The sequence below is a fragment of the Micromonospora sp. NPDC050187 genome (assembly GCF_044459745.1).
Classification (GTDB): domain Bacteria; phylum Actinomycetota; class Actinomycetes; order Mycobacteriales; family Micromonosporaceae; genus Micromonospora.
The window spans coordinates 117,924-130,576 of sequence record NZ_JBITJH010000006.1 but is presented as its reverse complement, the minus strand read 5'-3'; the positions used below and the strand labels follow the sequence as shown (position 1 = coordinate 130,576).

Here is a 12,653-nt window from a genome sequence, read left to right as displayed (position 1 = left end):
TGCGGGAGGGCTCAGATCGCCAGGGCGGCGCTGGCGGTGCTGCCCGCCGGGGGCGGCAACAGCAGCGACGGCACCCCGTGGGCGGCCAGCGCGGCCCGCAGCCGCTGCGTGTCGGCGCCGAACCGCACCAGTTCCGGCTGGCTGACCGGCGTGGGGGCCTCGCCGAGGACCAGTCCGGTCGCCGTCGCCGGCCAGCCGGGGACGGCCGCCGTCAGCACCGCGCGGGACTCCTCGTCGGTGACCAGGGTGAAGACCGTGCCGGACGCGACCGTGCCGGCCACCGCGTCGATCGCCCGGCCCACCGCGGCCGGGTCGGCCGGCTCCGGGCCGGGGCCGCCGTCGTCGAGCGTGGCGGCGGCGAGCATCCCGGCGACCTTCGCCTCGGCGGTACCGAGCGCGAAGAGGTCCTGCTCCGCGTCCCGGACCAGCACCCGCGCGCCCGGCCCGTCCGCCGCGCCGCCGCCGGTGAGGTAGCCGCGTACCACCGCCACCGGCACCTGGTCGCACTTGCCCTTGATCAGCTCACCCGCACCGGCCAGCTCGTCCACGACCGCCATCTGGGTGACGTGCAGTTCGTTGCCGTACGGGTCGATCTCGCCCCGGTGGTCGCGGATGGCGGGCAGCCCGGCGACACCGAGCGCCACGTCGGTCAGGCCGTTGCGCCAGGGTCGGCCCATGGTGTCGCTGACGATCACCGCGACGTCCACGTCGTACCGCTCCCGCAGGGCCGCGCGCAGCGCCCGGGCCGAGGCGTCCGGATCCTCGGGAAGCAGCACCAGCCGGGTCTTCTCCACGTTGGACGCGTCGATCCCCGCCGAGGCCATCACGAAACCGTGGTGCGTCTGCACGATCCGGGTGGTGCCCCGGGTCGCCACCACCCGGGCGGTCTCGGCGGCGAGCACCTCGTCCCGGGCGGCGAGCCGTTCCGGCCCGTCCGCCGGCACGTCCACCAGCCGCCCCTCCGCCTTCGACACGATCTTGCTGGTCACCACCAGTACGTCACCGTCGCGCAGCCACGGGGCGGCGGTCGCGATCAGGGCGGCCAGGTCGTCGCCGCGGGCCACGTCGCCGATACCGAGCACCGGCAGGATCTCCAACCTCATGACAGCTCCACCGCGGCCCGGACCATGCCGGCTGTCGCCGCCTCGTCGGTCATCCACAACGGCACCGCCCGGACGGTCACCTCCGGCACGGCCGCCCCCTCGTCCTCCGGGGCCACCAGCCAGCCGTCGAGCAGCCCGCCCGCCCCCCGCCCGCCGTAGAGGCGGCCCACCCCGGCGGCGCTGCACTCCACGTCGAGCACGGCCAGGCACCGGTCGGCCATCCCGCGCACCGGTGCGCCACCGATGATCGGGGAGACCCCGACCACCCGGCCGGGAGCGTCGGCGACCGCCTCCCGCAACCCCGGCACGGCGAGGATCGGCGCGATGCTCACCACCGGGTTGCTCGGCGCGACCAGCACCACGTCGGCCGCGCCGAGCGCGTCGAGGACACCGGGTGCCGGCTTGGCGCTCTCCGCGCCGACGAAGACGAACCGGTGGGTGGGCACCTCGGCGCGGTGGCGAACCCACCACTCCTGGAAGTGGATCGCCCGTTGGCCGCCGTCGAGGTCGACCACCGCGTGGGTCTCCAGGCGGTCGTCGGTCGCCGGCAGCAGGCGTACGCCCGGCTGCCAGCGGGTGGCCAGTGCCGTGGTGACGGCGGAGAGCGGGTACCCGCCATTGATCATGTTGGTGCGGACCAGGTGGGTGGCGATGTCCCGGTCACCCAGGCCGAACCAGGTCGGCTCCGCCCCGTACGCGGCGAGTTCCGTCTTCACCGTCCAGGTCTCGTCGGCCCGCCCCCAGCCGCGCTGGGCGTCCGCGCCCCCGCCGAGCGTGTAGAGCACGCTGTCCAGATCCGGGCAGATCTTGAGTCCGTGCAGGTAGAGGTCGTCGCCGACGTTGACCACGGCGGTCACCTCGGCGCCCACCTCACGGGCGTACGCCCGGACGCCGAGCAGGAATCGGGCACCCCCGATGCCACCGGCCAGAACCACGATGCGCATGTCGACCATCCTCGCGCACGTGGCGTCCCCGTTCGGGCATGGTCCGGAGAGACTAGGCTCACGTCGCACCTGTCCGACATCGCCCGAAGAGGGGGAGCCCCTTGACCAGCCCCGCCGAGCCCGCGTCGACTCCCGACGCGCCGCAGGCCGCCCAGCACACCAAACCACTCCGGGAGCTCGTCGCTCTCGTGCTCCTCGGCGCCAACGCGGTGCTGCTCTTCGTCGGGTTGATCCGGCTGCTGGTGCCGATGTCCGAGTACAGCACCCTGACCGGCCGGGCGGTGAGCGTCGTCCACACCTTCCTCGGTGTCGAGGCGATCGTCCTGCCGGTGCTGGCGTTCCTGCTCGCCACGCACGTCCAGCCGGCGGTGCCGAAGGCCAAGCAGATCACCCAGATCGCCCTGGTCGAGTACGCGGTGAGCGCCGTGCTCGGCGTGCTGGCCTTCCTGATCGGCGTGATCGGCCAGCTCGCCGAGGGCGAGGTCGGCAACGCCTTCCTGCTCCTGCTGACCTCGGTCGCACTCCTGGCCGTCCTCGCGGTCGCCGCGGTCGTGGTGCACAAGGTGTGGCGGGCGCAGTACCACGTTCCCAAGCCGAAGCCGCAGCCGGGCGTGTACGGGCAGCCCCAGCCGGGCTGGCCGCAGCAACAGCAGCAGCAGGGCTACCCGGGCTACCCGGCCCAGCCCGGCCAGTACGGCGCGCAGCCCGGCTACCCGGCCCCGCCGTACGGCCAGCCGAACCCGCAGTCCGCTCCGCCGTACGCCGGCGCACCGCAGTCGGCTCCGCCGTTCGGCGCGCCGCCGCAGTCCGCGCCGCCGTTCGGTGCCCCGCCGCAGTCGGCGCCGCCGTTCGGTCAGCCGGGTACCCCGTCGCCCTTCGGCACGGCGGCCCCGTCCACCCCGTCGTACGGTGCCCCGGCGGGCGGCACGCCGTCCGCGCCCCCCTTCGGGCAGCCGCCGTCGGCCGACCCGACGCAGGCGATCCCGCGCCAGTTCACCGAGTCCACCCCGACCCCGGCCAGCGGTGACGGCAGCGACCGTACCCAGGTCGTCTCGTCGGACGCCGACGGCGACCGTACCCAGGTCGTCTCGTCGGACGCCGACGGCGACCGTACCCAGGTCGTCTCGTCGGACGCCGACGGCGACCGCACCCAGGCCGTTCCGCGCGACCCCGGTTCCGAGGCGCGCTGACCTCCGGTCCATCCCGTACCCCAGCCGCCGTTCCGGCTCTGTCCGGGGCCGGTCGACGTCCCACCGGACCTCGACCGGCCCCGGACTCGTCTCTCCGGTGTTCCGTCCGCCTGCCGGATCGACCGGTGTGACCTGGCGGGGAGGACGGCGCGGCCGGGGGAGCGGGCCGAATAGGGTTGTGGGATGCGGGAGAACACCGAGGCGGGGGCGACTGTCGGGGCGGACACGGCGGACGCGGTGACCGGGGCGGGCGTGCACCGTGCCCTGCGCCGTGCGGCAACCGGCCGGGCGCTGGACACCGACGAGGCCGTCGCGCTGCTGACCGCCCGGGGCGACGCACTGACGGAGCTGTTCGCCGTCGCCGCCGGGATCCGCGACGCCGGGCTGCGCGAGGCCGGCCGTCCCGGTGTGATCACCTTCTCCAAGAAGGTCTTCGTCCCGCTGACCCGGCTCTGTCGGGACCGCTGCCACTACTGCACCTTCGCCACCGTGCCGCACCGCCTCCCGGCGGCCTTCCTCGACCGGGACGAGGTGCTGGCGATCGCCCGCGAGGGTGCGGCACAGGGCTGCAAGGAGGCCCTGTTCACCCTCGGTGACCGCCCCGAGGAGCGGTGGCCGGCGGCCCGACGGTGGCTGGACGAACGCGGCTACGACTCCACCCTGGACTACCTGCGCGCCTGCGCGGTCGCGGTGCTGGAGGAGACCGGGCTGCTGCCGCACCTCAACCCGGGTGTGCTCACCTGGTCGGAGCTGCAACGGCTCAAGCCGGTCGCGCCCAGCATGGGCATGATGCTGGAGACCACCGCCACCCGGCTCTGGTCCGAGCCCGGTGGCCCGCACTTCGGGTCACCGGACAAGGAACCGGCGGTGCGGCTGCGGGTGCTCGACGACGCCGGGCGGGTCGGGGTCCCGTTCACCACCGGCATCCTGATCGGCATCGGCGAGACCCTCGCCGAGCGGGTGGACGCGCTCTTCGCGATCCGCCGGGCGCAGCGCGAGTACGGCCACCTCCAGGAGGTGATCGTGCAGAACTTCCGCGCCAAGCCGGACACCGCGATGCGGGGCATGCCCGACGCGGAGCTGCACGACCTCGCCGCCACGGTGGCGGTGGCCCGGGTGCTGCTCGGCCCGAAGGCCCGGATCCAGGCCCCGCCGAACCTCATCGCCGGCGAGTACGGCCTGCTGCTGCGCGCCGGCATCGACGACTGGGGCGGGGTCTCCCCGGTGACCCCGGACCACGTCAACCCGGAGCGCCCCTGGCCGCAGCTCGACGAGTTGGCCAAGCACACCGCCGCCGCCGGGTTCACGCTGCGCGAGCGGCTGACGGTCTACCCGGAGTACGTCCGGGCCGGTGACCCGTGGCTGGACCCCCGTCTGACGCCGCACGTCACCGCCCTCGCCGACCCGGAGACCGGGCTCGCCGTCGAGGCGGCCCGTCCGGTGGGTCGGCCGTGGCAGGAACCGGAGGAGGCGAACGGCGGACGGATCGACCTGCACGCCACCATCGACACCACCGGCCGGACCGCCGACCGGCGGGGCGACTTCGACAGCGTCTACGGCGACTGGGAGCAGGTCGCCACCCGGGTCACCGCAGCGGCCACCGCCGGGGGCGGGGACGCGGATCTGCGTACCGGACTGCGGTTGGCCGCCGACGACCCGGCGGCGCTGCTCGATCCCCGGCACGCCGACGCGGCGCTCGCGCTCTTCTCCGCCGACGGCGCGGCCCTGGACGCGCTCTGCCGGCTCGCCGACGACGTGCGCCGCGACACCGTCGGCGACGACGTCACCTACGTGGTCAACCGCAACATCAACTTCAGCAACGTCTGCTACGTGGGCTGCCGGTTCTGCGCCTTCGCCCAGCGCGAGCGGGACGCCGACGCGTACCGCCTCTCCGTCGAGCAGGTGGCCGACCGGGCCGAACAGGCGTGGGCGGCCGGCGCGACCGAGGTCTGCATGCAGGGCGGCATCGACCCGAAGCTGCCGGTGACCGCGTACGCGGACCTGGTCCGGGCGATCAAGCGGCGGGTGCCCGGGATGCACGTGCACGCCTTCTCCCCGATGGAGGTCGTCACCGCCTCGGCGAAGGCCGGCGTGTCCATCCGGGAGTGGTTGGGACAGTTGCGCGAGGCCGGCCTGGACACCATTCCGGGCACCGCCGCCGAGATCCTCGACGACGAGGTGCGCTGGGTGCTCACCAAGGGCAAGCTGCCCACCGCCGCCTGGGTCGAGGTGGTGACCACCGCCCACGAGCTGGGCATCCGGTCCAGCTCCACGATGATGTACGGCCACGTCGACCACCCGGCGCACTGGCTGGCCCACTTCCGGGTGCTGGCCGGGGTGCAGGACCGCACCGGCGGGTTCACCGAGTTCGTGGCGCTGCCGTTCGTGCACACCAACGCGCCGATCTACCTGGCCGGCATCGCCCGTCCCGGGCCGACCCGGCGGGAGAACCGGGTGGTGCACGCGATGGCCCGGTTGCTGTTGCACGGTCGGATCGACAACATTCAGTGCTCCTGGGTGAAGCTCGGTGACGAGGGCACGGTGGCGATGTTGCGGGGCGGCTGCAACGACCTGGGCGGCACGTTGATGGAGGAGACCATCTCCCGGATGGCCGGGTCCGGCAACGGGTCGGCGCGTACCGAGGAACAGTTGCGCGCCATCGCCGCCGGGGCGGGTCGTCCGGCCCGGCGGCGGACCACGGCCTACGGCCAGCCGTCCTGACTGGTGAACCGCTCCTGGCCAGTGACGGTTACGCCGTCGGCGGGGCGGGTAGGACGGGTGGGTGACTCGTCGTCCCCGTTCCCCGGCGGCGGTCCGTACCGTTTGGTGGGACGAAATGGAGCGATCGGTCAGGTTTTCCCGGCCGCCATCGATATCGATCCAGCTACCATGAGCAGGGAAAGTTCGCTTTCGCGTGCAGTCCGACGGGCGGTGGCCGGCACCTCCTGTCCACATGGTGGACGGAGCCTTGGTGCTGCCCGGGGCTCGACGGGCGGTGCCGGGGAAGTCGCGTTAACCTGTGCCCCACCAAGATCGCTGATCTTGGCGAGGGCTCTCCGGCCGTCCCCGACGGCGGCCTGGTCCGGGTCGGACGGTGGAGCGCCACGGGAGAAATCTCGACCAACTCGCCGGAGAGGGCGTTACTCCTCAGGGGTCTGAATCGATAGGGCAGGTTGCGGGGTCGGGCGGCCCGGATGGCCGTCCGGAGCGTGTCGGGAGGACGACTCCATTATCAAGTCCGGCTTGACGGCGCACGTATTACACGCGTGTAATTTGAATGGGGTTGTCTACACGGAACGCAGCAAATCGGTACCGGAGGGACAAACGCGCCTTTCCGCGTGGGGGTTGCAGCGGCGATGACGCCGGTGCGCGACAAGGAGGCATCTGATGGACGGCCAGCTTGAGGTGGCCGACCTGCTCGGAAACGCGCCGGAGTGGCAGGAGCGGGCGCTCTGCTCGCAGACCGATCCGGAGGCGTTCTTCCCCGAGAAGGGCGGCTCGACCCGCGAGGCGAAGCGGATCTGTTCCCGATGCGAGGTCAAGACAGAGTGCCTGGAGTACGCACTCGGTCACGACGAGCGGTTCGGGATCTGGGGTGGCCTCTCCGAGCGGGAGCGCCGCAAGCTCAAGCGGCGGGTGGCCTGACGTTCCCGGTGCCGGGCGGTGGGGGCCGCCCGGTCCGGGCCCCCGACGGGGCCTCGGGCCGGGCCACTCAGGCCAACTCGTCGGGATCGACCCCGAGCAGATTCGCGACCTGCTCGATGATGACATCGTGGACCAGGTCGGCGAGATCCTCCCGGTCCATCGCGCGGAACTCCAGTGGGCGCCGGTAGAGCACGATCCGCGGCGGGATCTCCTGCCGGCCCGGACGTCCCGGTAACAGCCGGGCGAGGGGCACCTCCCCGTCCTCCAGCACGTCCGAGTCGTAGACGTTGAGATCCGGGGGCACGTCCTCGACGGCGAACTCGACCCCGGCCAGTTCCTTGGCGAACCGGCGCTCCAACGTCTCCACGGTGTCCAGCACCAGGTCGTCGAAGACCTCCGCCTTCGTCCGGGCCAGCGGCACGGTCGCCGGCACCAGCCGCCCGCGCAGACCCCGGCCGTGCCGGTCGCGGTGCACCCGCCGGCCGGAGCCGGGGCGGCGGTGTTCCGGACTGGTCATGGGGCAAGGGTAGTCCCCATCCCCGCTGGCCTGCCGCTCCGGCACTCCCGGGAGCGCCGGCCCGGGTGTGTCGCGCCCGTTCTGCGATGAACTCTCCCGCCGTCGGTGCCGCCGGCGGCCGAATTGTGATCTCGGTGACGGGCGTGTCGCACCGTGAACCAGTGCGGCGAACCCGGTAATGGAGATACCCTGCCGCACGTGAGGTCATCACGGCGCTGCTCCAGAAACGGCTGCCCCCGGCAAGCGGTCGCCACATTGACCTATGTCTACAACGAGTCGACCGCCGTCGTCGGTCCGCTCGCGGCCTTTGCCGAGCCGCACACGTACGACCTCTGCGAACCGCACGCGCGGAACCTCACCGCGCCCCGGGGCTGGGACGTCGTCCGGCACGAGGGCGAGTTCGAGCCGCCCCCGCCCACCACCGACGACCTGGTGGCCCTTGCCGAGGCGGTCCGCGAGGCCGCGCGCCCCGCGCCCCGCCCACCGCAGGAGCACTCGCACCAGGACCAGCCCCAGACGCCCCAGACCGGTCGCCGGGGCCACCTGCGCGTCATCCCTCCCACCCACTGATCCACCCCCGCTCTCTCTTCCACCGGCGCGGTCCGAGGGGGCCCGGGCGCGGGCGGCCGGAGGTGCTCACCGTCCCCTCGCCTTTCGTCGAGGCGGTCTTGCGGCGACCGTCCCGGCGGGGGCGGCTACCTGGGGTTCGGATCCTTTGGAGCTGCCCCGTCTGTGCTACCACGCCCGTCTGCCCTACCACGCGGATGACGGGCTGGTCGGGTGACGGGCTGGCGGGTGGTGCCGAGTGCGACGGGCCGGCGCATGGTCCGGGAGTCGGTAGCGCAGACGGGGCAGCTCCAAAGGGCCCGCACGAGGTGGTGTCGCCGGGTGTGTCCACCGCTCGTCGAGGAGTGGGTGGGGCCAGAGCGAGGGCAGAGGGACACCGTCCGGCGGGGCGTGTCACGCGCTCAGGCCGGTCGGCGACGCGCTCCAGGCTGCCGGCGCACCCGCTGGCGTACCCCGAGGGTTTTGCATGCCATTATCGTTCGACCCATCGCCCGGCCCCTCCGCCGGCGCGCCCCTCGCCCCTCGCCGACGACGACCCCCAGGAGCCGTCACATGCGTAGTCACCCCCGGACGGTCTCCCGGCGTGGCCTGCTCTCCGGTGCGCTCGGCTCGGCCGCACTGCTCGTCGGGGGCGGTGCCCTCGCCGGCTGCGGCACCGAGGCGGCCCAGCAGACCGAGGAGGGCTGTGCCAGCGAGGACCGCTCCGCCAGCGAGAAGAAGCTGAGCTTCTCCAACTGGCCGCAGTACCTGGACGTCGACTCCGCCGACGAGTCGAAGCGGCCGACCCTGGACGCGTTCCAGGCCGAGACCGGGATCCAGGTCACCTACACCGAGGACATCAACGACAACAACGAGTTCTTCGGCAAGGTGCGCAACCAGCTCGCCGGCTGCCAGAGCATCGACCGGGACCTCATCGTGCTGACCGACTGGATGGCCGCCCGGATGATCCGGCTCGGCTGGATCCAGAAGCTCGACCCGGCGCGGCTGCCCAACGTCCAGGCGAACCTGCTGCCGTCGCTGAAGGGGCGTTCGTTCGACCCGGAGAACCGGATCGCCGTGCCGTGGCAGACCGGCCTCGCCGGTCTGGCGTACAACGGCAGCGTCACCGGGGAGATCCGCACCGTCGACGAGCTGCTGACCCGCCCCGACCTCAAGGGCAGGGTCACCGCGCTCAGCGAGATGCGCGACACGATCGGACTGCTGCTCCAGGCCAAGGGGCACGACCCGGCCGACTTCACCGAGGCGCAGTTCGACGACGCCCTCGCCACGCTCAAGCGCGCGGTGGAGAGCGGGCAGATCCGCCGTTTCACCGGCAACGACTACGCCCCGGAACTGGCCCGGGGCGACATCGCCGCCTGCATCGGCTGGTCCGGCGACATCATCCAGCTCGGCTTCGAGAACGAGAAGATCAAGTTCGTGGTGCCGGACTCCGGCGCCATCCTCTACTCCGACGACCTGCTGGTGCCGAACCGGGCCACCCACCGGGCCAACGCCGAAGCACTGATCGACTACTACTACCAGCCGGCAATCGCCGCGAAGCTCGCCGCGCACGTCAACTACATCTGTCCGGTGCAGGGCGCGCAGGCCGAGATGGAGAAGATCGATCCGGAACTGGCCGCCAACCCGCTGATCTTCCCGGACGACGCGATGCTCGCGAAGTCCACGGTCTTCATGGCGCTCAGCGAGGAGCAGGAGAGGACGTACGAGTCGAAGTTCCAGCAGGTCATCGGGGCGTGATGGCCACCCAGACACCCGCCGGTGACCTGAGGCTGGTCGACCTGACCAAGCGGTTTGGTGCCGTCACCGCCGTCGACGGCCTCACCCTCACCGTCCCGCAGGGCTCCTTCTTCGCCCTGCTCGGGGCGTCCGGTTCCGGCAAGACCACCACCCTGCGCATGGTCGCCGGGCTGGAGGAGCCGACCGCCGGACAGGTCCTCCTCGGCGAGGAGGACATCACCCGGCTGCGACCGTACCGCCGGCCGGTCAACACCGTCTTCCAGAGCTACGCCCTCTTCCCGCACCTCGACGTCGCCGAGAACGTCGCCTTCGGCCTGCGCCGACGGGGCATCCGCCAGGTCCGCCCCCAGGTCGAGCGGATGCTCGCCCTGGTGCAGCTCGCCGGGTACGAGCGACGTCGCCCCGCGGAACTCTCCGGCGGGCAGCAGCAACGGGTCGCGCTGGCCCGCGCCCTGGTCAACCAACCCCAGGTGCTCCTGCTCGACGAGCCCCTCGGCGCGCTCGACCTGAAGCTGCGCCGGCAGATGCAGAGCGAACTGAAGCGGATCCAGACCGAGGTCGGCACCACCTTCGTCCACGTCACCCACGACCAGGAGGAGGCCATGACGATGGCCGACACGGTCGCGGTGATGGACGCCGGGCGGATCGAACAGATCGGTGCCCCCGCCGACCTCTACGAGTTCCCCGCCACCGTGTTCGTGGCGAACTTCCTCGGCCAGTCCAACCTGCTCGCCGCCGAGGCCGCCGGGCCCACCCGGGGCGAGGTCGCGGTCACCGCGTACGGCACGCGCCTCACCGTGCCCGTCGCCCGCGCCCGCGTCGACCGGGGGCCGGTCCACCTCGGGGTACGCCCGGAGAAACTGCGCCTCGCCCCCGCCGTCGAGCAGGTCCCCGCCGGGCACCAGCACCTCGCCGGGGTGGTCGGCGACGCCGCCTACGTCGGGGTGAGCACCCAGTACCTGGTCCGCACCGGTGCGGGAGTCGACCTGTCGGTGTTCTCGGCCAACAACGGCACCGACGGGCGGTACCCCGTCGGCGCGTCCGTGGTGGCGTACTGGCGACCGGAGCACGCCTTCCTGCTGCCCCGCACCACCGGTCGGGCCGACCGGTGCAGCCCGTCGCTCGACGAGCCGGTGACGGTGGCCCCGTGACCGGATCACCCCACCGGACCGGAACCCGCCGGGTCCTGGCGTGACCGCGTTCGTCCACCTGCCGGGCAGGGGCGGACCGGCCACCGGGACCACCTCGGCCCGTCCGACCCGCCCCGGGCGGCACCGGCTGCTGCCGTACCTGCTCCTGCTGCCGGGGGCGGCCTGGCTGACCGTCTTCTTCGTCGTGCCGCTGGGCCAGCTCGCCGCCGCCAGCCTCTACGACCCCACCGGCTCGCTCGCCACCGGGTACGCGATGACCTGGGCGTTCGGCAACTATCCGGACGCGGTAATGGCGTACTGGCCGCAGTTCGGGCGCTCGTTCCTCTACGCCGGTGCCGCCCTGGTGCTGGCGCTGCTGCTCGGCTACCCGCTGGCCTACGCGATCGCCCGGAAGGCGGGACGCTGGCGCAACGTCCTGCTGGTGTGCGTGGTCGCCCCGATGTTCACCAGCTTCCTGGTCCGTACGCTGGCCTGGAAGACCATCCTGTCGGACAACGGTGCCCTGGTCGGCCTGCTGCGCGACGTCGGTCTCCTCGGCGCCGACGGGCGGCTGCTGGCCACGCCGTTCGCGGTGGTGCTCGGGCTGACGTACAACTTCCTGCCCTTCCTGGTGCTGCCGCTGTACGCCAGCCTGGAGCGGCTCGACCCGCGGCTGCTGGAGGCGGCGGGCGACCTGTACGCCGGCCCGGTGCAGACGTTCCGCCGGGTCGTGCTGCCGCTGTCCCTGCCCGGCCTGACCGCCGGGACGCTGCTCTTCTTCATCCCGGCCAGCGGCGACTACATCAACGCCGAGCTGCTCGGCACGCCGAACGAATACATGATCGGCAACGTGATCGACTCGGCGTTCCTGGTCCGGCTGGACTACCCGCAGGGTGCCGCGCTGTCCTTCCTGCTGATGGCGGCCGTCCTCGCGGTGGTCTTCGGCTACCTGCGCCGGGACGGGGAAACATGGTGAGTCGGGTGCTGCGGTGGCTGGCCGACCGCTGGGTGGTCGGGGTGGCCCTGCTCGTCCTCGGCTACCTGCTCCTGCCGGTCGCCGTGGTGGCCGCGCTGTCGTTCAACCGGCCGGCGAGCCGCCTCTCCTACGACTTCCAGGAGTTCACCCTCGACAACTGGCGCAACCCGTGCGCGAGCGTCGAGATGTGCGACGCGGTGGTCCGCAGCGTGCAGATCGGTTTCCTCGCCACGGTGGCCGCCACCGCCCTCGGCACGCTGATGGCGTTCGCCCTGGCCCGGCACCAGTTCCGGGGCCGGGCCACGGTCGACGTGCTGATCTTCCTGCCGATGGCCACGCCCGAGCTGGTCATGGGCACGTCGCTGCTGGCTCTCTTCGTCTCCGCCGGGGTGCCCCAGGGCTTCTGGACCGTCGTCGTCGCCCACGTCATGTTCTGTCTGTCGTTCGTGGTGGTGACGGTCAAGGCGCGGCTGGCCGGCATGGACCGGCGGCTGGAGGAGGCCGCGATGGACCTCTACGCCAGCGAGTGGCAGACCTTCCGGCGGGTCACCCTGCCGTTGGCGCTGCCCGGGATCGTCGCCGCCGCGCTGCTGGCCTTCTCCCTCTCCTTCGACGACTTCATCGTCACCAACTTCAACGCCGGCACCACGGTCACCTTCCCGATGTACGTCTGGGGTGCCGCCCAGCGGGGCATCCCGCCGCAGGTCAACGTGGTCGGTACCGCCATGTTCGCGATCGCTCTGCTCCTCGTGCTGTCCACCACCGTCCGCTCGTCCCGATCCGTAGGCCGCCCGCTCTCCGGCTAGTCGCCGGTTGGTAGCAGGGGTCCCCTGCCGGTTGGCCA

At 72.5% G+C, this 12,653-nt stretch carries 11 protein-coding genes; 8 read left to right on the top strand and 3 right to left on the bottom strand.

Annotated elements, in window-relative coordinates; translation table 11 throughout:
• Window positions 1-11: 11 nt before the first annotated feature.
• Window positions 12-1,103, bottom strand: coding sequence for a coenzyme F420-0:L-glutamate ligase (locus ACIBJE_RS12210; protein ID WP_396747020.1), 1,092 nt, complete (start codon window positions 1,101-1,103; stop codon window positions 12-14).
• The gene (cofD, locus tag ACIBJE_RS12205; RefSeq protein ID WP_396747017.1) at window positions 1,100-2,047 is read right to left on the bottom strand and encodes a 2-phospho-L-lactate transferase; all 948 of its coding nucleotides are present in this window, start codon (window positions 2,045-2,047) and stop codon (window positions 1,100-1,102) included. Before cofD ends, ACIBJE_RS12210 begins: the two co-directional genes overlap by 4 nt.
• 101 nt (window positions 2,048-2,148) lie before the next feature.
• Here cofD and ACIBJE_RS12200 point away from each other — a divergent pair, with 101 nt between their 5' ends.
• The 3 genes from ACIBJE_RS12200 to ACIBJE_RS12190 all read left to right on the top strand — a co-directional run bounded on the left by ACIBJE_RS12200 (window position 2,149) and on the right by ACIBJE_RS12190 (window position 6,882).
• Window positions 2,149-3,237 carry a hypothetical protein gene (locus tag ACIBJE_RS12200; protein ID WP_396747014.1) on the top strand — a complete coding sequence of 363 codons (1,089 nt, stop codon included), beginning with the start codon at window positions 2,149-2,151 and terminating at the stop codon, window positions 3,235-3,237.
• A 183-nt stretch (window positions 3,238-3,420) separates the two neighbouring features.
• On the top strand, window positions 3,421-5,958 hold the full coding sequence (locus tag ACIBJE_RS12195; RefSeq protein ID WP_396747011.1) for a bifunctional FO biosynthesis protein CofGH: 2,538 nt from the start codon (window positions 3,421-3,423) through the stop codon (window positions 5,956-5,958).
• 666 nt (window positions 5,959-6,624) lie between these two features.
• Window positions 6,625-6,882: a WhiB family transcriptional regulator gene (locus ACIBJE_RS12190; protein ID WP_088980572.1), complete on the top strand. Its 258-nt coding sequence runs from the start codon at window positions 6,625-6,627 to the stop codon at window positions 6,880-6,882.
• 67 nt (window positions 6,883-6,949) lie between these two features.
• Here ACIBJE_RS12190 and ACIBJE_RS12185 read toward each other — a convergent pair whose 3' ends face one another.
• Window positions 6,950-7,399 carry a metallopeptidase family protein gene (locus tag ACIBJE_RS12185; RefSeq protein WP_088980571.1) on the bottom strand — a complete coding sequence of 150 codons (450 nt, stop codon included), beginning with the start codon at window positions 7,397-7,399 and terminating at the stop codon, window positions 6,950-6,952.
• A gap of 198 nt (window positions 7,400-7,597) precedes the next feature.
• Here ACIBJE_RS12185 and ACIBJE_RS12180 point away from each other — a divergent pair, with 198 nt between their 5' ends.
• The 5 genes from ACIBJE_RS12180 to ACIBJE_RS12160 all read left to right on the top strand — a co-directional run bounded on the left by ACIBJE_RS12180 (window position 7,598) and on the right by ACIBJE_RS12160 (window position 12,615).
• Window positions 7,598-7,969 carry a DUF3499 domain-containing protein gene (locus tag ACIBJE_RS12180; protein ID WP_396747007.1) on the top strand — a complete coding sequence of 124 codons (372 nt, stop codon included), beginning with the start codon at window positions 7,598-7,600 and terminating at the stop codon, window positions 7,967-7,969.
• Window positions 7,970-8,518: 549 nt separating this feature from the next.
• Window positions 8,519-9,703 carry an extracellular solute-binding protein gene (locus ACIBJE_RS12175; protein WP_396747004.1) on the top strand — a complete coding sequence of 395 codons (1,185 nt, stop codon included), beginning with the start codon at window positions 8,519-8,521 and terminating at the stop codon, window positions 9,701-9,703.
• A complete protein-coding gene (locus tag ACIBJE_RS12170) occupies window positions 9,703-10,854 on the top strand; it encodes an ABC transporter ATP-binding protein (RefSeq protein ID WP_396747001.1) in 1,152 nt (383 codons plus the stop codon). Before ACIBJE_RS12175 ends, ACIBJE_RS12170 begins: the two co-directional genes overlap by 1 nt.
• Before the next feature lie 58 nt (window positions 10,855-10,912).
• The gene (locus tag ACIBJE_RS12165; RefSeq protein ID WP_396747630.1) at window positions 10,913-11,809 is read left to right on the top strand and encodes an ABC transporter permease; all 897 of its coding nucleotides are present in this window, start codon (window positions 10,913-10,915) and stop codon (window positions 11,807-11,809) included.
• Complete coding sequence (locus ACIBJE_RS12160) at window positions 11,803-12,615, top strand: ABC transporter permease (RefSeq protein ID WP_396746998.1); 813 nt, start codon at window positions 11,803-11,805, stop codon at window positions 12,613-12,615. Before ACIBJE_RS12165 ends, ACIBJE_RS12160 begins: the two co-directional genes overlap by 7 nt.
• Window positions 12,616-12,653 lie beyond the last annotated feature (38 nt).